Raw genomic sequence first — 20,621 nt, forward strand, 5'->3', positions numbered from 1 at the left:
TCTTCCCATTCCGAACAGAGAAGTTAAGCCCGATTGCGCAGATGGTACTGCAGTTATGTGGGAGAGTATGTCGCCGCCTTTCTTTTGAAAAGCCCTATCAGTAATGATAGGGCTTTTTTGTTATTAATAAATGCCCCGATGGGACTCTAAATATAAAAAACCACCTCAATAGGGTGGTTTTGTTGTTTTTATACTTCATGAAAGGCTAACGCGAGCGTCTCGCTCGTGGATTTCGTTTGTTTTGTGAGCACGATCTGGAGATAGAAATTTTACTTTAGTTATAAATTATTCTAGACATGGATAAAAATTTTTAAAAATTACTTCTTTATTACTACATGTATTTTCTAAATTTATTTCAAATATATGATCATATATCTTGGGTCCTGAATAAAAACAACTATCAGAAATACTTGTAAATTTAAATTGGTTGTTATCTAAATAGAATAAGATGTTGTTTTTATGGTAATTAGAATATGGATTATTAGAAGATTCATTAATTTCAATTTTATTATTTTCTATGTTGATATAGTAGAATTTACTTGAATTTAAGTCATAAATTACCCCACTGAAATCATTTGAATCAAAATTAAAACTAGGTTGGTAATAGTAAATAATAGATTTAGAGTCTTTAAGTGAATTGTTTAACTTATAATAAATATCTTTTGATATTTATTATTTAAGTTAATACTTGATACCTTGGAAAGTTCTTTGTGATAATTTACACTTTTGCAACCAAGGAAAGTCAAGAAAATAAAGAGAATGAATTTTTTCATTTTAAGGAAATTACAAGATTTTTGTATGTAATTAAATTAATTCTGAATATTAAATTAATTTTTTTGCAATTTATAAATTATTTTTCAATAAATATTGACTGAAAACCAATTCCGCGTTAGGGATAGGAGTAATTGTTTGAGCTCTTACTTAAAATGCCTAAGAATTTTAAGTAAAGCGATTGCGGAAAGCCCGACCCTTGGGGAACGCCCATAAAAAAATCCGACTCATCTAAAGTCGGATTTCGTATTTTATCTTAAATTGTTTTATTTCAATGTACTCGGGCAAACATATGCCGTTAAAGGAACGTCTGTAGTTCTAATGCCTGTCATTCCTTTTTCTACATTTATCATGTTGTGATAGCCTCTTGATTTCAAGATAGATGACATAATTACAGAACGATAGCCACCTGCGCAATGAATGAAGAATTTTTCACCTTTTGGTACTTCGGCTAATTGTTCGTTAACGTAATCTAATGGAATATTTTTAGCATTTACAACATGTTCGGCTGTATATTCTCCCGGTTTTCTTGAGTCGATAACTGGTGCGGTTTCGTATTTTGATGCGAAAACTTCTGGTGAAATGGATTCAATGCTATCGGTTTCGTAACCTGCGGCTTTCCATGCTTCGATTCCGCCTAATAAGAATCCTAAGGTGTTATCAAACCCTACACGAGATAATCTAGTGATGGTTTCTACTTCTTTTCCTTCTGGAGTAATTAATAAAATTGGTTGTTTTGTATCTCTGATTAATGCTCCAACCCAAGGCGCAAATTGTCCATGTAATCCTATGAATATAGAGCCAGGAACATGTTCTTTTACGAAATCATTCTCGTTTCGAACATCTAAAACTAAAGCATCTGTTTGATTGGCAACCGCTTCAAATTCTTTTGGATGTAAAGGTGTTTCTGCTTTTGACATCACCGCATCTAAACTTTCATATCCTTGAATATTCATTAATACATTCTGAGGAAAATAAGCTGGAGGAGGCGTTAATCCGTCTAATAATTCTTTGATGAATTCTTCTTTCGTCATATCGGCTCTCAAAGCGTAATTGACTTTCTTTTGATTTCCTAAAGTATCCGTTGTTTCTTTACTCATGTTTTTCCCACAAGCACTTCCAGCACCGTGATTTGGATATACAATTAAATCATCACTTAACGGCATGATTTTATTGCGTAAAGAATCATATAAATGGCTTGCTAATAATTCTTGTGTTAAATCTTCTACTAATTCCTGAGCTAAATCAGGACGACCCACATCACCAATAAACAAAGTATCTCCGGTGATAATTCCGTGCTGTTTTCCTGTTTCGTCAGTAACTAAATAACATGTACTTTCTAAAGTGTGTCCTGGTGTGTGAATGGCTTTAATAGTAACTCCGCCCACTTTGAACTCTTGTCCGTCAGTAGCTACAATACTTTCAAAATTTGGTTTTGCGGTTGGACCATAAACGATTGAAGCTCCTGTTTTCTTAGCTAAATCTAAATGTCCCGAAACAAAATCCGCATGAAAATGCGTTTCAAAAATGTATTTGATTTTTGCGTTGTCTTTATTCGCTTTTTCGATATAAGGTTGTACTTCTCTCAATGGGTCAACAATGGCTGCTTCACCATTGCTTTCAATGTAATACGCTGCGTGAGCAATGCATCCTGTATATATTTGTTCGATTTTCATATTCTATATTTTTTACAAATTTACGTTCTAAATTTTATTTCTTCTGTACCCAAAGTTACATTTACATTTCTTTTAACAAGATAATGGCAGCCATTACCAATACAAAGTAAGCAAAAATCTTTTTTAATTGGCTTTCATTCGTGTATTTTGTGAGGTACATTCCAATAAATATTCCCACAACCGAAATTGCTGAAAACGTTAACAAAAAGATCCAATCGATTTCCAAATTCTGCACATCACCGATAAATCCTACCAATGAGTTCATTGCGATGATGAATAGGGAAGTCCCAACGGCTTTTCTCATAGGTAATTTGGCAAACAAAATTAACGATGGAATAATTAAAAATCCACCGCCAGCACCAACTAATCCAATGATTATTCCGATAATAAAGGTTTGAATTCCGATTAAAATTAGATTTCTATTTTCTTCATTATTAGTGTCTTGATTCTTCTTTTTTAGTACCGAAAGTGCTCCAAAAACCATAATTACTGCAAAAAACAGCATTAAAAACGTGTTTTTTGTGATGAGAATTGGTGATTCAATAATGATTTCAGGAATTCTTGGAACTATAAATTTTCGGGTTAAGTAAACGGCTATGAAAGACGGAATCGCAAAAATGAATCCGTTTTTGATGTCTACCAAGTTTTTTCGGTAGTTTTGAATCGCGCCAAAAGTAGAAGTAGTTCCTACGATAAAAAGCGAATAAGCTGTTGCCGTAACAGGACTTACACTCATTAAGTACACCAAAATCGGAACCGTTAAAATAGAGCCACCGCCACCTGTTAGTCCTAAAACTAATCCAATAAATAATGCGCCAACATAGCCTAAAATCTCCATTAGAATTGAAGGATTTCTATTTTATTTCGGTGTAATTTGATTTTTCCTTGCAACTCTAACGCTTTCAATAATCGGGAAATTACGACTCTTGATGTATGCATTTCGTAAGCGATTTCTTGATGTGTATTTTTGATTTCGGTATCGCCAATTACTTTTGCCTTATCGGTTAAATATTTGTACAAGCGTTCGTCTAAATTCATGAAAGCCAAGGTGTCAATCGCTTCTAACATTTCGTTTAAACGGACATTGTAGCTATCAAAAACAAAGTTTCTCCACGTTTTATATTTGGTCAACCATTCTTCCATTTTTTCTACAGGAATCATTAGCATAGCACCATCGGTTTCAGCAATGGCACGAATACGACTTTTCGATTGTCCCATACAACAGGTTAAGGTCATGGCACAAGTATCGCCACGTTCTAAGAAATACAACAATAATTCATCGCCATTTTCATCTTCTCTCAATATTTTAATCGCGCCAGTTAATAAAAGTGGCATCGTTTTGATGTAATCTCCAATTTCAATTAGGTAATCATCGGCTTTAAATTCTTTATAAACTGCTACTTTAGCAATTTCGTCCAATAAAGCTTCTTCAAAAATATAGCTGTACGCTTGATCTAAAATATCTCTCATTTGTAATCCTTTTTGTAAAGATACTCTAATATTCTAATTTTATTTGGTAACAAAAGTTACAAATAAAATTAGAATAAAAATTCTTATAGTAGCTTTTGGTCGATTTTTTTAAGCAAAAAGAAGAAAAAATAATTTATTTAAAAAATAATTTAGTAAATTTAGTTGATATGTTTTAAATACTTCAAAAAAATGAAAGCACCTTTGATTCCAAATAATGAAGGCGATAGATTAAATGAATTGTATTCATTTAAGGTGCTTGATTCTTTCGAAGAAAAAGATTATGACTATATCACTCATCTAGCTTCTCAAATATGCAATACAAAATATTCGTTGATTACTCTTATTGATAAAGACAGACAATGGTTTAAATCAAAATGTGGAATTGCTATTAATGAAACACATAGAGACGTAAGTTTTTGTGGTCATGTAATTGTTGAAAATAAAGATGTTTATATTGTAGAGGATGCTAGAAAAAGTTCAACTTTTTTTGATAACCCATTTGTTGTTGAAAATCCAAATGTTGTTTTTTATGCAGGTGTTCCATTGCGATCAGAGAATGGTTTTGCTTTAGGTACATTATGTGTTTTTCATGATGATTTAATAGAATTATCAGAGGAACAATTGTATTCTCTAAAGGGACTTGCTAGTCAAGTTATGAATCTACTGAACTTAAGAAAAACTAATATAATTCTAATTGAACAATCAAAATTATTACATGCGAAGAATAGTAATTTAGAAGATTTTTTTAAATTTTTTCAGGATTTAATTGTTGTAACGGATTTAAAATTAAACCTAATTAATTCAAATGAATCATGGTCCAAAAATTTTGGTAAAAATGAATTAACTAATGATGAACAAAATTTTTTAGATTTTGTGTTTTGCGAAGATAAAAAAGTTGTTGATTTACAGGTTGATAAGGCTTTAAAAATGAGTATTTCTGATAATTTTGTTTGTAAAATGAAAGATAATGATTTTGTTTTCAAGGAGATTATTTGGAGAATATATTTCTTAGAAGATAATTACTATTTTTATGGAAGGGATGTCACTCATCAAAAAAATACAGAGTCAAATTTACTAAAACTTCTTAATTTATCTAAATCGCAAAATGAGCGTTTACAAAATTTCGCTCATATTGTTTCACATAATTTGAGATCGCATTCAACTAATATTAGCTCATTAGTTCATTTAATAGGAGAAAAATATCCCGTTAAAGAAAATGAATTTTTTAAAATGTTATTGTTAGCTTCTGAAAATATGATTGAGACCACAAATAACTTATCGGATGTTGCTCTGTTGTATAGTTCAAATAAGGATGAATTAAATAAATTTAAATTAAAAAAGTTTATAAAAAAGTCTATTGATACATTTCAGCTTGAGTTAAATCGAAACAATATTTCAGTTGATATTAATGTTCATGAATCTATTGAAATTTATGGTTTTGCGGAATATTTAGATTCGGTTTTTCAAAATCTAATTTCAAATGCAATTAAATATTCTAGAGAATCAAATTACAAGTTTTTAAGGATAGTAAGTCATGACGAAGAAAACTATATAAAACTAAGTTTTGAAGATAATGGACTTGGGATAGATTTATCTCGTTATAAAGACAAGATTTTTGGAATGTATAAGACTTTTCATTATACTGAAAATTCAAGAGGTTTAGGATTATTTATTACAAAAAATCAAATGGAAGCGATGGGAGGATGGATTGAAGTGGAAAGTGAAGTAAATATTGGATCTAAGTTTAATTTATATTTTAAAAAGAATAATGATTAAAAAAATCGCTATTATTGATGATGATCCTATTTTAATTTTTACATTAAAATATCAAATTAATAAGATTAATTCAGAATTTGAAATATCTCAGTTTTCAAACGGAAAAGAAGCATTTGATTTTTTTTCTGATGATACTAATTCCGCACATTTTCCTGACATCATTTTTTTAGATATAAATATGCCAATTTGGGATGCTTGGGATTTTTTAAATGAATGGGAAAAATATAAATTTGTAAAATGTCCTTTGATTTATATTCTTTCAAGTAGCATAAATCCAAAAGATATACAAAACGCAAAAAAATATTGTTTTGTAAAATCCTTTTTGATAAAACCTATAGATTTTGAAAACCTAAAATTAATTTTAACGTATTGAATTTTTTTAAATGTATAACAAAAACAATTTTCATAAGTATACATTTTGTGAATTTATTGAAATAGAACCAAATAAGATTTCTAAAATCAAAACAAGTTACAAAAGCAAATCGGGTAGCGAATATTGTTTTACTGAGGAAGGCGTTTATCGTATTTCCAATCACTGGGGAAGAGCTGCAAATTGTAGGTGGAGATTAATTTCAGAAATTAAAAATCCAAATCAGAAAGAACGAATTGGTTATGCAAAATGGACTGATTTTTATCCTAATAATGAAACCGAAAACTTTTTTTATGTAGAAGTAAAATTCGATACTAAGGAAGTAACCTTTCAACACAAAAACAATCCAAACTACGATGAAAATGCCGTTTTGCGAAATGCTTCAGAAACTGCAAAAATCATCAGACAAATTAAAGAAATTTTAGAATCGGATGCTTGGGCGAAATATTTGGATTATAATGATTTGGAGGAACTTCGAAGAGATATAATTCAGAAGTTAATTACCACAAACATCCCATTACAAACGATAAAAAAAGAGTTATATTAAAATCATGGAAGACCAATTTACCACAATAAAAAAAGATATTCAATTGATTATTGATAACATGGCTATCAAGAATTTTTCTGAAGCCAGCATCAAATTAATTGAGGTAAGTGATGATTTAGACGACATGATGGACGAAACTGATGATGTATTCGTATTGAGAGAAATTAGTAAATATCAAGTATTATTGAATCATTTACAGATTAAAATGAGTACGAAAGAATAATTAAAATAAGGTTAATTGTTCTTTTTCAGGTTTCATTTCGCTCAAAAAAGGTATTGTTTCTAAAACGTCATATTGTTTTCTTTCGGGATTAAAAATACGAATCGTTATACCTTCGCAAGTAAAGTTTAAGTGAATTTTTTGAAACAAATTGTAGGCTTCTTTAAGCTGTTCTTTGCTAAGTTGTCTTCCAATAGAAATATGCGGTTCTGAACTTTTATGACTAACAGAAAATTGAATTTGTTTTGGAATTTCTTTCATGATTTCAGCCATTTTGGTTTTACTTTCGATATCTGGAGCAATAAAAAACGCACCATTCGTGAAATTTTCAAATGAGTTAAAAGTAACATCAAAACGATTTTGATAACGACAGTAAGCTGTGATTCGGGATTTTATATTTTCATAAGTAGCTAGTTCGTAATCAAACTCACAAATAGTTATATGCGCCAAGGAATTCTTACTCGGAAACCAACCAATTTTATTGCTCAATTGTTCTTTGAGCTCTTTAACCGCTTTAATGACAGTTTCAGATGGATGAAAAACTACTGAATATTTTGCCATACATTAATTACCTTTTATTCGTGTAAAAATCTTTTGTAGCAATGCTTTTCCATCTCGTTTGGCTTTTGGAACTTCCTTAGCTCTATATGTTCCATCAGACATTGGAATCATTTGGTAACTAAAAGCAAACTGGGGATTTTTAGGTGTATCATTCAACAAACCGAAACGTAAATCATTAAAATATAAGCGATTATTTTCTTCGGAAACCAAATACCAACCTTCACTTATTTTTTTAAGTTGCTGGAAATCATTCGAATTTACCAATTTTTCTTCCAATTCTCTATTTTTAGAATAGAAAACAAACTGAATCGGTTGGGAGTCAAATAGAGAATAATCAGCAAGATAATATCCTTTTGAAGTGGATACATTAGCGTTCCAAAGAATACAGTTGAAAGCAGTTGGTTTTACAATTAATTCTTGATGAGCTATATTTTGATATTGTAAAGCTTTTTCGAATTGATGAACAGCAAAAAGTTTCAAAATGCAAGTTACAAGCAAATATGAAGAACTTATAATTAATCCGTGAATTACATATTTTCTTCGAATTAGAGAGTCTTTGTTTTTCCAAACAAAAATCAAGCTAATCAATAGCGGAATCGTGTATAAAGGATCAATTACAAATATGGTTTTCAAGGCAAATCGGTAATTTAAAGGCCAAAGAATTTGTGTGCCCCAAGAGGTAAATACATCCAACAAAACATGGGTAACTAAGCACGAAAGCGACAATAATGACGCGCTTTTAAAACTGATTTTATTCTTTTCAATTTTAGAAATCAAAAAGCCCAAAGCTGGCGACAAAAAAACAAAAAAGAGAAAGGAATGACTCAAACCTCTGTGAATCGCAACGCCTTCAACATCACTTAAAAATTTTCCCACTACAATATCTAAATCGGGAATCGTGCCTAAAATAGCGCCATACAAAAAAGTTTTGTTTTGCAGTTTTTTACCTGCTACCAATTCGGCTGTGGCAATTCCAAGGACTATTTGAGTGAGAGAATCCATATGAGGCTTAGTTTTATCTCTTTTTAAAATGTATGAGAGACTTCAAATTCAGTTTATAATTGTAAATGGTTCTCAAAATTAAGAATTCTAATTAATTTTTTTGTTTGGCTAATAGATAATTGTAAATTTGGAAAATAGGAACACCCTAAAGTTACGAATTAAAAGAAAATGGCAAAAAATATCATATTAAAAAAGACAGATATAAATAAAAGTGAAAATAAAATCGTATATCTTCAAGAAACAGATGGAAGCCTAAACCCCTATTTCAATGAAAATTTATTTGTTCAATATGATATAGATTTAAACAATATTCCAGAGTCTATTTTAAATATTTCGTATGTTGCTAATGTTTATCCAATATGTTGGTTTTTAGGAGCGACTTTAAAAGTTAAAACATTAGATAAAAATTTCTTTCTAAGTATTGAAAAGGTTAAGCATGAGTTTGCAAAATATTATCCCGAAATACTTACGAAAAAGTCTCAGTTAATAGTAGAAAATTTAGAAGTAATTACTTATGATTCTAATCTATCTGCTATGCTTTTTAGTGGTGGAGTAGATGCTCTTTATACCTATTCGAGGTTAGATACCGATGAAATTCAGTTGATAACGATACACGGAGCCGATATTGAAATTGATAATACGTCTCAATGGGAAAAAGTTCAGGAAGTTAACCGAAAATCACCTCTAACCTTAAAAAATACAAAGTACTTTTTAAGAAGTAATGTGCGTGATTTTTATGCATTTAAGGTAGAAAAGTTAATTTATAACAATACACAAGATTGGTGGACACTTCTTCAACACGGATTGTCGTTAACATCGCTTTTAGCACCTATTGCTTATAAAAATGAAATTGGCAAAGTATATATCGGTTCAACATTAGATATATCTAAGGAAACTATGCCTTGGGGTTCGAGTTATATTGATAATTTTATAGCTTGGGGAAATACAAATGTAATTCATCATGGTCAAGAAGCGAATCGTTTTCATAAGATGCGATTACTTTGTGATTATTTTGAAGAAAAGCAAATCCCAACACCTTTCCGTGTCTGTTATCACCATTTGAATACTAAATTGAATTGTTCACAATGTACTAAATGCTATCGAGCAATAGTGTCACTTATTATTCTTGGCAAAGACCCAAGAGAATTTGGATTTGAGATTCCGTCTAAAGATAATTCTGTTGAAATTTTTTACGACAAATTAATAGAGGTCATTCAGGAACAAGTGTTTAATCAAGCGGTTTATTTTTATTGGTTAGAAATTTACGACGAAATGATTAAGAGAGAAACAAAACCATTTATATTTCACGATACAACTTTAGAAATAAGTAAATTAGAAGCAATAAAAAACCTACTTACTCAACTGCAAACAAAACCTAAAAGTTGGAAAAACATAAGAAGAGGAATTAAGAGCGCTATCAGAACTTCGTGGTTTCGATTGCAAAATCAATTCAGAAATTAGTTCTATGCTTTTTTTAATTGGAATAGGAGTAAACCCCAATTTACTTCGATACCTTTATCAGTGGTTTTCGTCCCTAAAATCTGTTCTATGCCATGTAATATTGTTGGATCATCCGCTTTATCTAGTCCAAAGAACAGTTTAAAAAACGTAACCATATCCGATACAGTAGCAAACTGAAAAGGATATTCTTTGTATTCACAAATACTGATACAGGATTGAATATCTTCAAAAGCCTCAAAAGAAGTTTCTAGGAAAAAATCACCTTTATGACCTAAAGAATTGTAAGTATTTACAAATTCGTTCAAAAACACATCTACACTCGTTCCTTTTTTTACATCAGCAAAAATGAATGATCCACCTGTTTTGGTAACACGAAGACATTCTCTAATAAATTGAGGAACATTTTTTAAGTGATGCATACCACTTAATGAAAAAACAGCATCAAAAGTGTTTGATTCAAATGATAATTTTTCTGGAGTTACTAGTTGGATTTCATCAATGGCAAAACCTTCTGAGAAATCACCTAAAGTAACTTTTGTATTCTTTGGAGTATAATTTCGTAAGTAACCGCCACCTGAAGGAACATCTAACAAATGAACATCATTTTCAAAATTTATTCCTGAAAATAAGTTGTCAAATTCATGCTTTCTAGCTTCAGGAAACTGTTGCATGGCATAATGGTAGTCGGCAGCTCTTTTTTGAAAAATAATTTGGTAATCGTTCATCTTAAGTGTTTATTACAAAAGAAGGTTTGGTTTATAAATAGATGATAGGGCTACGTTGCAAAAGTATAAAAAAATCCGGAAGGATAAGTGGTTCGTTTGAAAGAACAGATATCATCAAAGGATAATTAAGAGTAGTGTTTTTTTATTTCCCGATACAATATCTTTTTTCTCTTTATTCATAAGGGTTAAAGAGGGTGGAGGTGTACTCGGGGTGTTACAAAAATTAATTTTATTTAAGTTTTAAAACTTTAACAAAAATAAGTAAAAAAATAAAGATCTTGGATTAAAAAATAGTTGTTTAATTTTAAAATGGATACAATTATTTAAAAGTAAATTGGAGTTAACAAATGCTTTTGAATTCTATTTAACAATATTTTATACAAACAACAATTCATTTTTTATACATTTGTGATGTTTTAAAGTTAAAAATGAAAAAATATCACATAATATTAATAGTTTTATTAGGCATGTTTTTAATGCCTAGTGCTGCTATGGCTTGTGGTAACTCTAATTCAAAACATTCTTGTGAAAAAGAAGTTTCATCTAACAAAAATGAAAAGAAATGTTGTTGTAGTAATGACAGTTCTGAAAGCAAAGATGAAAAGGGATGTAAAGGTGATTGTGGTCACTCAAATTGTGGTTGTTCTATGACTTGTCCATCTTCTTCAATCATTTTTTTACCAGAAATTACTTTTAAAATTAACTTTATTCAATATTCTTCAATAGAGAAAGTTAAGTTTTCATACACGGCACCATCAATCTCAGATGGTTTTCATTCTATTTGGCTAATACCTAAAATAGGCTAAATTCTTTTTTTGACAGCCATTAGTGTGTCAAATTTATAGCATTTTGCTATCAGATCAATCATTCAGTTTACTTTCCGTTTTTATAATTATTATTAATTATTTCAAACCGATAGACTTCTAAACTGTAATTCATTATTTTTTTATCAACTTATCAAAGGAATTCACTTTGATACTAATACATTATTAAAATGAAAAATTCATTTAAAAATATAATGATAGCAACTTTTGTATTGCTATCTATTACAATCAATGCACAAATAAAAAATGCTAAAACCGAAACCGTTACCATTTATGGTAATTGTGGAATGTGTGAAACCAAAATCGAAAATGCTGGAAATATCAAAAAAGTAGCTAAAGTAGATTGGGATCAAGATTCGAAAATGGCTACTTTAACTTATGATACTACTAAAACTAATCCAGACGAAATACTAAAAAGAATAGCATTAGCAGGATATGATAGTGATAAGTTTCTTGCACCGAATGATGTCTATGACAATCTTCATGGATGTTGTCAATATGATAGAGTTGCTAAAGTTCCAGTCAAAGTGGAGGAAACAACAGGAAATCATAATAATCATTTAAATCATACTGAAACGCCAAAAATAGAAGCTCAAGAAGTTAACCAACTTAAAGTTGTTTTTGATAACTATTTTGTGGTAAAAGATGCTTTGATTTCTTCTGATGGAAATACAACTTCTATCGCTTCAAAGGAATTACTAACTGCAATAAACAATGTTAAAATGGACAAATTGGATATGGATGTTCATATGGTTTGGATGAAAGTTGTAAATCAAATTAAAAAAGATACTGAACTGATTTCAAAATCAAAAGATATTAATAAACAACGAAATCACTTTACAACATTATCAAAAGACATTTATTCATTATTAAAAGTTGCAAAGTATGAGGTTCCAGTTTATTTCCAACATTGCCCTATGTACAATGATGGTAAAGGTGCAAATTGGTTAAGTAAAGAAAATGCAGTAAAAAATCCTTACTACGGCTCAATGATGTTAACTTGTGGAAAAACGGTAGAAACTATTAAATAATCTAAAATGAGAAGAATAATTTTTGCATTTTTTTTAATTACTAATATAGCCACTGCACAGATTGATGTTGGAGATACAATACCATCAATAGCATTAAAAAGTACTAGTAATACAGAGGTAAATATTACATCTTTTAAAGGGAAATATGTATTAATTGATTTTTGGGCATCATGGTGCGCTCCTTGTAGGTTAGGCAATAAAAAGTTAGTAAAACTACATAATAAAGTTAGTTCAGATAAAATGGAGATTATCGGAATTTCAATTGATACAGATACTAATAAATGGCTAAAAGCTGTTGAAAAAGATAAAATTAAATTTACCCAATTGATAGATTCCAAAGGTTTTGATGCTGAAACAGCAATACAATTTGGTGTAGAGGAATTACCATCGAAATTTTTATTCAATGAAGAAGGTATTCTAATTGCAAAAAATCCAACAGAAGAAGAAATAATTAAATTAATAGAAAAGTAAAATGAAAAAAATAAATAAAGTATATATGGTCGTTGCATCAATGGTTTTGATGTTTTCAATAAAAAGTAATGCACAAATTGTTAAAGCAGAAATTAGAGCAACGGGTTTAACTTGCTCAATGTGTTCAAATGCGATTAACAAACAACTTAAAGCATTACCAGAAGTTACCAATGTTGAAACTGATTTAAATACCAATACATTTACTGTAACTCTTAAAGAAGGAAATGAATTAAGTCCAAAAACATTTAAAGAAAAAGTAGAAAAAGCAGGTTTTTTTATTGGATCATTAGTGATAACTGCAAAAGCTGAAACCATTAGTAAAAGTCCTTACATTTTAGTAAATGACAAAAAAGGTGTTACTGAAGTTGTTCAATTTCAAGTAGTAGATAAAGGTTATGTTACAGAAAAAGAGTTTAAAAAATTATCAAAATCATATAAGGAAATTGCGACTTATGTTGCAAACAGTGAAGATGATTTTCATATTAAAATTTTAAACTAATGAGAAATTTTTTTATTCTAATTATTCTATTAACTATTCAAACGAGTGTAAGTCAAGAGTTGTTTCTAATAACAGATCCAGCTAGTAATGTTCCGGCAAACTCATTAGGTGTTAACCTGCTTCAATCACGTTTTAAAGAAGAATTTAAATCAGGATATAGTTATCATCTGATGCCCGAAGTTACATATGGGATTAATAAAAATTTGATGGTTCGTGCATCTGCTTTTGTGAGTAACAGAAGTAATGATTTAGTAACAGAGGGAGGAAGCTTTTATGCCAAATATCGTTTTTATTCTACAGATGATTTAAACAGTCATTTCCGTATGGCAGCTTTTGGAAGATATAGTTTCAATAATGCCGACATACATCAGGAACAAATTGAAGTCATGGGACATAATACGGGTTTTGAATCTGGAATTGTGGCTACTAAACTGATTAAAAAATTAGCAATTAGTTCATCAATTAGTTTTGAGAAAGCTTTTGATAACAAACCAGATTATCCATTTCCAAGCGAATTAGGAGATAATGCCACTAATTACACTCTTTCTTTTGGAAAATTAATGTACCCTAAAAAGTACACTAGTTTCAAACAAACCAATATCAATTTAATGGTTGAATTTGCAGGTCAAACCATTAACGAAAACGGTAAATCATATTTGGATGTTGTGCCTGTAATTCAATTTATATTTAATAGTCAGGCGAGAGTAGATGTAGCTTACAGACATGAGTTAATGAGCTCAATGGTGCGTTCGGCGCCAAATGGAGTATATTTTAATTTGTATTATACTTTCTTCAATTTAAAAAAGCAAAGTAATTAATTTTAAAAATCAATTATCATGAAAACACTATTTATTACAGCGTTGTTAGCAATTATAATAACTTCTTGCAATCATAAAGCAAAAGAAACCGATGGTATAGAAACAAAATCAACTTCGAACGAATTGTATGCTTGTTCTATGCATCCAGAAATTACAGGAAAAAAGGGTGAAGAATGTTCAAAATGTGGAATGGAATTAACAGAGCCTGTACCACAAAAAGAAGCAACACATAATCACAATGATGGTTCACACGAACATAAAGATACAACAACAGTTGAAGCTCAAAATGTTCAGGAAAAGACGGAAGTTTCTCAAGAATCAACAAAACAATTTTCAACATCAGAAATTATTGCTAACTATTTAAAACTTAAAAATGCTTTGACAAAAGATGATAGTAAAGCAGCTGCTATAGCTGGAAAAAGTTTATTAAAAACATTTAATAGTACTGATACTTCTTCTCTTGATACAAAATTAAAAAATGAACTTTTGAGTATACTAGAAAAGGGTAGCGTTCATGCAAAGCATATCGGAGATAATTCTGGCAAAATTCATAATCAAAGAGAGCATTTTATTATGCTAAGTAATAACATTAATGATTTAATCATAACCTTTGGTTCAAAGCAAAAACTATATCAAGATTTCTGTCCCATGGCAAATGATGGTAAAGGAGCTATTTGGATAAGTGAGGTTAAGGAAATTAAAAACCCTTATTATGGTGCTGAAATGTTGAGTTGTGGTAGTTTGAAAAAGACATTCTAACATAAAAAGGCAATGAAACTCTATATTAAAAATATGGTTTGCGATCGTTGTAAAATGGTTGTTAAAAATGAAATCGAAAATTTAGGCTATTCACTAGTAAAAGTTGAATTAGGAGAAATTGAACTGAATCAAGAGATTACAGATATTCAAAAAAAGGATATTAAATTAAATCTTGAGAAGTTTGGTTTTGAAGTAATTGATGATAAAAGAAGTCGAATAATTGAACTTATCAAAAATAAATTAATTGATTTGGTTCAAAATAAAAATGCAGATTTAGATAAAAATCTATCGTTATTTCTCTCAGAAAACCTAAATCAAGATTACAGTAAACTAAGTAATTTATTTTCAGAGATTGAAGGTGTTAGTATAGAAAAGTATTTTATAAATCTAAAAATTGAAAAAGTTAAAGAGCTTATTATTTATGATGAATTAAGTTTTAGTGAAATTGCTGATTTACTTAATTACAGTAGTGTAGCACATTTAAGTAACCAATTTAAAAAAATAACTGGTTTTACACCAACGCATTTCAAACAAATAAAAGAAGCTAAACGAACGCAAATCGATAAATTATAAATAGTGTAAATCATTTCCATAATTATACAAGTCAACTTAAGCAAATCATCAGAACTTTGTACCAATAAAACTTATAAAGATGAAAACTGAAACAAGAAAACAGATTTACATTCCTCTTGAAAATGTTGAGAGTGAGCACTGTGCTTTAATAGTTGATAAAGGTATACAGTCTGTAAAAAACATTACAAGTCATACTGTAGAGTTAAATAACAATCGAGCAGTTATTGAAACAGATAAACCTGAAGAAGTTATTCCGAATGTTGTAAAAACTATTCGTGATTTAGGATATGAAGTAACAACAATAAAAAAGACAATTCCGGTGCTTCAAATGACTTGTGCTTCATGTGCGATTAGTACAGAAAGCATCGTAAAATTTTTACCTGGTATTGTTTCATCACAAGTTAATTATGCAACAGCCACTTTAACAGTTGAATATATTCCGAGTTTAGTTACAGTAAATCAAATGCGTCAAGCAGTTCAAAGCATTGGTTATGATTTATTTATTGAGGAAGGAAATGAAAATTCTGAAACTTTAGAAGAACTTCACCAAAAAAAATATAATTTACTAAAAAAGAAAACAATTGGAGCTGTTTTTTTGACATTACCACTAGTAATTATAGCCATGTTTTTTATGGATATTCCTTACGCTAATTACATTATGTGGGTGTTATCAACTCCTGTAATTTTAGGTTTTGGTAAAGACTTTTTTATAAATGCTTGGAAGCAAACTAAACATGGGTCTGCCAATATGGACACACTAGTTGCATTAAGTACAGGTGTTGCTTATATATTTAGTGTATTCAATACTCTTTTCCCAGATTATTGGCATTCAAAAGGATTACACGCTCATGTTTATTTTGAATCTGCAGCAGTAGTAATTGCTTTTATTTTATTAGGTAAGTTACTGGAAGAGAATGCTAAAGGAAATACATCTTCAGCAATTAAGAAGTTAATCGGCTTACAACCCAAAACCGTTAACATATTAGATACTGAACAGAATCAAATAGCATTACCTATTGAACAAGTTGAAGTTGGAATGACCATCATAGTTAAGCCAGGAGATAAAGTAGCGGTTGATGGAATGGTGACACAAGGAAGTTCTTTTGTAGATGAAAGTATGTTAAGTGGCGAACCCGTTCCAGTGAGAAAAGAGGCAAATGACAAAGTGTTTTCGGGAACGATTAATCAAAAAGGAAGTTTTCAATTCAAAGCGGAAAAAGTAGGAGCCGATACCATGCTTTCTCATATTATTAAAATGGTGCAAGAAGCACAAGGAAGTAAAGCTCCTGTTCAAAAATTGGTAGATAAAATAGCGAGTATTTTTGTTCCAATTGTCATCGGAATTGCCGTACTATCACTTATTGCTTGGATAATTTGGGGTGGTGAAAATGGATTCACTCAAGGATTGTTAGCTTTAGTGACAGTTTTAGTAATTGCATGTCCATGTGCTTTAGGATTAGCCACACCTACAGCCATTATGGTTGGTGTTGGAAAAGGAGCAGAGGAAGGAATTCTAATCAAAGATGCTGAAAGCTTGGAATTATCTAAAAAAATCAATGCCATTATTTTAGATAAAACGGGTACAATAACCAAAGGAAAACCCACTGTAACCGATGTTATTTGGGCAGAAGAAAATGATAGTTCTAAACAAATTTTGATAGCTATCGAAAAACAATCGGAACACCCGTTGGCAGAAGCAGTTGTAAGTTTTTATAAAGATGAAAATTCGGTAAATGTAAATCACATTGAAAGCATCACAGGAAAAGGGGTGAAAGCCCACTATAAAGAAGAATATTATTTTGTTGGAAATAAAAAATTGCTTTCTGAAAATGGTATAAGTATTTCTGAAAAACTAGATCATGAAGCTTCAAAATGGCTATTAGAAGCTAAAACCGTGATTTGGTTTGCCGATGCTAAAAATGCGTTATCCGTTTTAGCCATTGCCGACGAAATCAAAGAAACCTCCATAGAAGCCATTCAAGAACTTCAAAAAATGAATATTGAAGTGTATATGCTAACAGGTGATAATGCAAATGCAGCCAAAGCTGTTGCTGAAAAAGTAGGAATTACCAATTTCAAAGGAGAAGTTTTACCAAAAGATAAAGCGGATTTTGTAAAAGAGCTACAAGCAAAAGGCAAAATAGTAGCTATGGTGGGTGATGGTATCAACGATAGTACCGCTTTAGCACAAGCTAATGTAAGTATCGCGATGGGAAAAGGAAGTGACATCGCTATTGATGTAGCCAAGATGACCATTATCTCATCTGATCTTTCTAAAATTCCATTGGCAATAAAGATTTCAGCAAAAACCGTGAATACCATTAAGCAAAACCTTTTCTGGGCTTTCATTTATAATATTATTGGCATTCCACTTGCAGCCGGAATTTTATATCCAATAAATGGGTTTTTATTAAATCCAATGATTGCTGGAGCTGCTATGGCATTAAGTAGTGTAAGCGTGGTTGCGAATAGTTTACGATTAAAATATTTTAACAATTAAAACAACATCAAAATGAAAAATAACACATTAAAATTCAAAACAAATATCAATTGTATGGGCTGTGTAGCCAAAGTAACACCAGAATTAGATCAAGTAGCCGCAATTGAAAATTGGAAAGTTGATATTCACAACAAAGAAAAAATACTAACCGTTGAAGCTTCATCAGAGAAAGAAAAGGAAATTATGCAAGCGGTGGAAAAAGCAGGTTTTAAAATCGAAAAAATCAATTCATAAGTCTTTAGTGCTACTTGAAACAAAGTAAGGTGGCATTTTTATTAATCTTTGAAAATATAAAGATGAAAAAACAAAAAAGTGTTTCAAGAATAGTGGTAACTATGCTACTTATGTTAGTTTCGATACCCAACTCATTTGCTCAAAAAATAGTGCGATACGATTTGTATGTGCGTGACACGATTGTAAACTATTCGGGAAAAGAAAAAAGAGCCATAGCAGTCAACGGTCAAATCCCAATGCCAACTTTAACTTTTACAGAAGGTGATATTGCCGAAATATATGTCCATAACGAATTAAAGGAAAGCACTTCGTTGCACTGGCACGGACTATTTTTACCCAATAAAGAAGATGGTGTGCCGAATTTAACCCAAATGCCCATTCAACCTGGCACAACCCATAAATATACGTTTCCCATCATCCAAAACGGAACGCATTGGTATCATTCGCATTCTGGATTGCAAGAACAAATCGGAATGTATGGTATGTTCATTATGAATAAAAAAGAAAACGATCCTACTTTTAGAAAAGGTATCGATGATTTACCAACAGTTCCTTTAATTTTAAGCGAATGGACCGATTTAAAACCAGAAAACGTTCACCGAATGTTGCACAACGCTTCCGATTGGTTTGCCATAAAAAAGGGTTCCACACAAAGTTATAGTGAAGCCATTAAGCAAGGGCATTTCAAGACAAAATTAGGTAACGAGTGGAAACGCATGAATGCTATGGATGTGAGTGATGTTTATTACGAAAAGTTTCTAATGAACGGAAAAAGCGAAAGTCAATTAGCTCAGTTCAAAGGAGGAGATAAAGTCCGACTTCGTATTGCCAATGGAGGTGCTTCCTCTTATTTTTGGTTGACCTATGCAGGTGGAAAAATTACAGTGGTTGCTAGTGATGGAAATGATGTAGAACCTGTGGAAGTAGATCGATTACTAATTGCTGTTTCAGAAACCTATGATGTCATAGTCACAATTCCAGCCGATAATACGTCATATGAATTTTTAGCTACTGCCGAAGATAGAACAAAGTCGGCTTCAGTTTACATTGGAAATGGTATCAAACAATTGATTTCACCCTTGCCAAAATTAAAATATTTTGAAGGGATGAAGATGATGAACGATATGATGAAAATGAACGGTGAGTTAGACGATATGGGAATGAGCATGTCTTTAAATCAAATGGATATGAACGTAGTTATGTATCCTGAAATTACTGGTGAAGAAATAGAAAAAAGTAAAGAAGCAACTCCTAAAACGGAAATGCATCAAGAACATTCAAAACATAATAAGTATGATGCTAATGCATTGGCGAACATCACCACACTTAATTATGCTATGCTTAAAGCCACAGAAAAAACAGCGCTACCAAAAAATGTAGAAGTTAAAGAACTTCGTTTTGAGCTTACTGGAAATATGAACCGTTATGTTTGGAGCATGGACAACAAAGTAATTTCAGAAACCGATAAAATTTTAATAAAGAAAGGTCAAAATGTTAGAATTACGCTCTACAACGGTTCCATGATGCGTCATCCCATGCATTTACACGGACATGATTTTAGAATCATTAACGGACAAGGGGATTATGCACCTTTAAAAAACGTAATGGATTTAATGCCAATGGAAACCAATGTAGTAGAATTTAATGCTAATGTTGAGGGCGATTGGTTTTTTCATTGTCACATCTTGTATCACATGATGGCAGGTATGGGTAGAATTTTTACGTATGAAAATCAAGAATCAAACCCATTAATTCCTAATCCAAAATTAGCCCAACGCAAATTGTACGCAGATGACAGAGCTTTTCATATCATGGCAGAAAACGATTTTGCTACTAATGGAAACGATGGTATGGCAATGATTCAAAATACACGATGGAGTTTAGGTGCAGAATGGCGTTTAGGATACAATGACATGCACGGTTATGAAGCAGAATTTCATTTAGGAAGATATATTGGAAAAATGCAATGGTTAATGCCCTTCATAGGTTTTGACTGGCGTTACCGCGACATGGAAGGCGAAGTTGAAAAAAACATTTTCGGACAAAAAAACACCAAAGACCATAGAGCTGTTTTCAGTGCCGGATTTGCCTATACCTTACCCATGTTAGTTCAGTTTCAAGCAGAGGTGTTTCATGACGGAAATCTAAGATTACAATTAATGCGAGAAGATATACCAGTTTCCAAACGTTTACGAATGGGGTTCATGGTCAATACTGATACCGAATATATGCTAGAAGCACGATATATTCTAAAACGAAATCTCAGCCTAAGAACACATTATGATAGCGATATGGGATTTGGAGTAGGGTTGAATTTAAATTATTAATAGAAA

21 protein-coding genes and 1 rRNA gene are annotated in these 20,621 nt (G+C 31.0%); 16 read left to right on the forward strand and 6 right to left on the reverse strand.

All coding sequences use genetic code 11. The annotated features are described in order from the left end of the window. Window positions 1-82 (forward strand): 5S ribosomal RNA (gene rrf, locus AAEO58_RS12710); the annotation flags it as partial. A gap of 955 nt (window positions 83-1,037) precedes the next feature. Here rrf and AAEO58_RS12715 read toward each other — a convergent pair. The 3 genes from AAEO58_RS12715 to AAEO58_RS12725 all read right to left on the reverse strand — a co-directional run bounded on the left by AAEO58_RS12715 (window position 1,038) and on the right by AAEO58_RS12725 (window position 3,917). Further along, on the reverse strand, window positions 1,038-2,447 hold the full coding sequence (locus tag AAEO58_RS12715; protein WP_341683778.1) for an MBL fold metallo-hydrolase: 1,410 nt from the start codon (window positions 2,445-2,447) through the stop codon (window positions 1,038-1,040). Between the two features lie 61 nt (window positions 2,448-2,508). After that, window positions 2,509-3,285 carry a sulfite exporter TauE/SafE family protein gene (locus AAEO58_RS12720; RefSeq protein ID WP_341683779.1) on the reverse strand — a complete coding sequence of 259 codons (777 nt, stop codon included), beginning with the start codon at window positions 3,283-3,285 and terminating at the stop codon, window positions 2,509-2,511. Beyond that, window positions 3,285-3,917: a Crp/Fnr family transcriptional regulator gene (locus tag AAEO58_RS12725; protein WP_341683780.1), complete on the reverse strand. Its 633-nt coding sequence runs from the start codon at window positions 3,915-3,917 to the stop codon at window positions 3,285-3,287. The genes AAEO58_RS12720 and AAEO58_RS12725 overlap by 1 nt, the downstream gene beginning before the upstream one ends. 189 nt (window positions 3,918-4,106) lie before the next feature. Between AAEO58_RS12725 and AAEO58_RS12730 the strand changes: the two genes are divergently transcribed. Genes AAEO58_RS12730 through AAEO58_RS12745 form a run of 4 tightly spaced genes read left to right on the forward strand, consistent with a single transcriptional unit; the run spans window position 4,107 to window position 6,833 of the window. Then, window positions 4,107-5,693, forward strand: coding sequence for an ATP-binding protein (locus AAEO58_RS12730; RefSeq protein ID WP_341683781.1), 1,587 nt, complete (start codon window positions 4,107-4,109; stop codon window positions 5,691-5,693). Beyond that, window positions 5,686-6,066, forward strand: a complete 381-nt coding sequence (locus AAEO58_RS12735; RefSeq protein ID WP_341683783.1) for a response regulator — start codon at window positions 5,686-5,688, stop codon at window positions 6,064-6,066. The genes AAEO58_RS12730 and AAEO58_RS12735 overlap by 8 nt, the downstream gene beginning before the upstream one ends. 10 nt (window positions 6,067-6,076) lie before the next feature. Further along, a complete protein-coding gene (locus AAEO58_RS12740; RefSeq protein WP_341683785.1) occupies window positions 6,077-6,610 on the forward strand; it encodes a hypothetical protein in 534 nt (177 codons plus the stop codon). A 4-nt stretch (window positions 6,611-6,614) separates the two neighbouring features. Next, window positions 6,615-6,833, forward strand: coding sequence for a hypothetical protein (locus tag AAEO58_RS12745; protein ID WP_242004848.1), 219 nt, complete (start codon window positions 6,615-6,617; stop codon window positions 6,831-6,833). Here AAEO58_RS12745 and AAEO58_RS12750 read toward each other — a convergent pair whose 3' ends face one another. Beyond that, window positions 6,834-7,391: a 2'-5' RNA ligase family protein gene (locus AAEO58_RS12750; protein WP_341683788.1), complete on the reverse strand. Its 558-nt coding sequence runs from the start codon at window positions 7,389-7,391 to the stop codon at window positions 6,834-6,836. A 3-nt stretch (window positions 7,392-7,394) separates the two neighbouring features. Beyond that, window positions 7,395-8,393, reverse strand: coding sequence for a metal-dependent hydrolase (locus AAEO58_RS12755; protein WP_341683789.1), 999 nt, complete (start codon window positions 8,391-8,393; stop codon window positions 7,395-7,397). Window positions 8,394-8,561: 168 nt separating this feature from the next. On the opposite strand from AAEO58_RS12755, the gene AAEO58_RS12760 reads away from it, so the two are divergent. Further along, window positions 8,562-9,854: a hypothetical protein gene (locus AAEO58_RS12760; RefSeq protein WP_341683790.1), complete on the forward strand. Its 1,293-nt coding sequence runs from the start codon at window positions 8,562-8,564 to the stop codon at window positions 9,852-9,854. 2 nt (window positions 9,855-9,856) lie between these two features. Here AAEO58_RS12760 and AAEO58_RS12765 read toward each other — a convergent pair whose 3' ends face one another. After that, the gene (locus AAEO58_RS12765; protein ID WP_341683791.1) at window positions 9,857-10,579 is read right to left on the reverse strand and encodes a class I SAM-dependent methyltransferase; all 723 of its coding nucleotides are present in this window, start codon (window positions 10,577-10,579) and stop codon (window positions 9,857-9,859) included. 428 nt (window positions 10,580-11,007) lie between these two features. On the opposite strand from AAEO58_RS12765, the gene AAEO58_RS12770 reads away from it, so the two are divergent. The 10 genes from AAEO58_RS12770 (at window position 11,008) to AAEO58_RS12815 (ending at window position 20,615) form a co-directional block, all read left to right on the forward strand. Continuing rightward, window positions 11,008-11,385, forward strand: a complete 378-nt coding sequence (locus AAEO58_RS12770; protein ID WP_341683792.1) for a hypothetical protein — start codon at window positions 11,008-11,010, stop codon at window positions 11,383-11,385. 212 nt (window positions 11,386-11,597) lie between these two features. Further along, the gene (locus AAEO58_RS12775; RefSeq protein WP_341683793.1) at window positions 11,598-12,434 is read left to right on the forward strand and encodes a DUF3347 domain-containing protein; all 837 of its coding nucleotides are present in this window, start codon (window positions 11,598-11,600) and stop codon (window positions 12,432-12,434) included. A 6-nt stretch (window positions 12,435-12,440) separates the two neighbouring features. After that, the gene (locus tag AAEO58_RS12780; RefSeq protein WP_341683794.1) at window positions 12,441-12,905 is read left to right on the forward strand and encodes a TlpA family protein disulfide reductase; all 465 of its coding nucleotides are present in this window, start codon (window positions 12,441-12,443) and stop codon (window positions 12,903-12,905) included. Window position 12,906: 1 nt separating this feature from the next. Continuing rightward, window positions 12,907-13,404: a heavy-metal-associated domain-containing protein gene (locus AAEO58_RS12785; RefSeq protein ID WP_341683795.1), complete on the forward strand. Its 498-nt coding sequence runs from the start codon at window positions 12,907-12,909 to the stop codon at window positions 13,402-13,404. After that, the gene (locus AAEO58_RS12790; protein WP_341683796.1) at window positions 13,404-14,222 is read left to right on the forward strand and encodes a hypothetical protein; all 819 of its coding nucleotides are present in this window, start codon (window positions 13,404-13,406) and stop codon (window positions 14,220-14,222) included. The genes AAEO58_RS12785 and AAEO58_RS12790 overlap by 1 nt, the downstream gene beginning before the upstream one ends. Window positions 14,223-14,240: 18 nt before the next feature. Then, entirely contained in the window at window positions 14,241-14,981 is a 741-nt protein-coding gene (locus AAEO58_RS12795) for a DUF3347 domain-containing protein (RefSeq protein WP_341683798.1), read from the forward strand. Between the two features lie 12 nt (window positions 14,982-14,993). Further along, entirely contained in the window at window positions 14,994-15,554 is a 561-nt protein-coding gene (locus tag AAEO58_RS12800; protein WP_291251911.1) for a helix-turn-helix domain-containing protein, read from the forward strand. 79 nt (window positions 15,555-15,633) lie between these two features. Then, window positions 15,634-18,054 (forward strand): heavy metal translocating P-type ATPase, encoded by a 2,421-nt coding sequence (locus AAEO58_RS12805; RefSeq protein WP_341683799.1) that lies wholly within the window; start codon window positions 15,634-15,636, stop codon window positions 18,052-18,054. Between the two features lie 12 nt (window positions 18,055-18,066). Further along, window positions 18,067-18,288, forward strand: a complete 222-nt coding sequence (locus tag AAEO58_RS12810; protein WP_341683800.1) for a heavy-metal-associated domain-containing protein — start codon at window positions 18,067-18,069, stop codon at window positions 18,286-18,288. Window positions 18,289-18,350: 62 nt separating this feature from the next. Continuing rightward, window positions 18,351-20,615, forward strand: a complete 2,265-nt coding sequence (locus tag AAEO58_RS12815; protein ID WP_341683801.1) for a multicopper oxidase domain-containing protein — start codon at window positions 18,351-18,353, stop codon at window positions 20,613-20,615. Window positions 20,616-20,621 lie beyond the last annotated feature (6 nt).

This window comes from Flavobacterium helocola (assembly GCF_038289885.1).
Lineage (GTDB): Bacteria > Bacteroidota > Bacteroidia > Flavobacteriales > Flavobacteriaceae > Flavobacterium > Flavobacterium cheniae.

Excerpts from the sequence above, each read along its gene's own strand:
- AAEO58_RS12715 (WP_341683778.1), bottom strand. The coding sequence starts at position 2,447 with ATGAAAATCGAACAAATATATACAGGATGCATTGCTCACGCAGCGTAT.
- AAEO58_RS12720 (WP_341683779.1), bottom strand. The coding sequence starts at position 3,285 with ATGGAGATTTTAGGCTATGTTGGCGCATTATTTATTGGATTAGTTTTA.
- AAEO58_RS12725 (WP_341683780.1), bottom strand. The coding sequence starts at position 3,917 with ATGAGAGATATTTTAGATCAAGCGTACAGCTATATTTTTGAAGAAGCT.
- AAEO58_RS12730 (WP_341683781.1), top strand. The coding sequence starts at position 4,107 with ATGAAAGCACCTTTGATTCCAAATAATGAAGGCGATAGATTAAATGAA.
- AAEO58_RS12735 (WP_341683783.1), top strand. The coding sequence starts at position 5,686 with ATGATTAAAAAAATCGCTATTATTGATGATGATCCTATTTTAATTTTT.
- AAEO58_RS12740 (WP_341683785.1), top strand. The coding sequence starts at position 6,077 with ATGTATAACAAAAACAATTTTCATAAGTATACATTTTGTGAATTTATT.
- AAEO58_RS12745 (WP_242004848.1), top strand. The coding sequence starts at position 6,615 with ATGGAAGACCAATTTACCACAATAAAAAAAGATATTCAATTGATTATT.
- AAEO58_RS12750 (WP_341683788.1), bottom strand. The coding sequence starts at position 7,391 with ATGGCAAAATATTCAGTAGTTTTTCATCCATCTGAAACTGTCATTAAA.
- AAEO58_RS12755 (WP_341683789.1), bottom strand. The coding sequence starts at position 8,393 with ATGGATTCTCTCACTCAAATAGTCCTTGGAATTGCCACAGCCGAATTG.
- AAEO58_RS12760 (WP_341683790.1), top strand. The coding sequence starts at position 8,562 with ATGGCAAAAAATATCATATTAAAAAAGACAGATATAAATAAAAGTGAA.
- AAEO58_RS12765 (WP_341683791.1), bottom strand. The coding sequence starts at position 10,579 with ATGAACGATTACCAAATTATTTTTCAAAAAAGAGCTGCCGACTACCAT.
- AAEO58_RS12770 (WP_341683792.1), top strand. The coding sequence starts at position 11,008 with ATGAAAAAATATCACATAATATTAATAGTTTTATTAGGCATGTTTTTA.
- AAEO58_RS12775 (WP_341683793.1), top strand. The coding sequence starts at position 11,598 with ATGATAGCAACTTTTGTATTGCTATCTATTACAATCAATGCACAAATA.
- AAEO58_RS12780 (WP_341683794.1), top strand. The coding sequence starts at position 12,441 with ATGAGAAGAATAATTTTTGCATTTTTTTTAATTACTAATATAGCCACT.
- AAEO58_RS12785 (WP_341683795.1), top strand. The coding sequence starts at position 12,907 with ATGAAAAAAATAAATAAAGTATATATGGTCGTTGCATCAATGGTTTTG.
- AAEO58_RS12790 (WP_341683796.1), top strand. The coding sequence starts at position 13,404 with ATGAGAAATTTTTTTATTCTAATTATTCTATTAACTATTCAAACGAGT.
- AAEO58_RS12795 (WP_341683798.1), top strand. The coding sequence starts at position 14,241 with ATGAAAACACTATTTATTACAGCGTTGTTAGCAATTATAATAACTTCT.
- AAEO58_RS12800 (WP_291251911.1), top strand. The coding sequence starts at position 14,994 with ATGAAACTCTATATTAAAAATATGGTTTGCGATCGTTGTAAAATGGTT.
- AAEO58_RS12805 (WP_341683799.1), top strand. The coding sequence starts at position 15,634 with ATGAAAACTGAAACAAGAAAACAGATTTACATTCCTCTTGAAAATGTT.
- AAEO58_RS12810 (WP_341683800.1), top strand. The coding sequence starts at position 18,067 with ATGAAAAATAACACATTAAAATTCAAAACAAATATCAATTGTATGGGC.
- AAEO58_RS12815 (WP_341683801.1), top strand. The coding sequence starts at position 18,351 with ATGAAAAAACAAAAAAGTGTTTCAAGAATAGTGGTAACTATGCTACTT.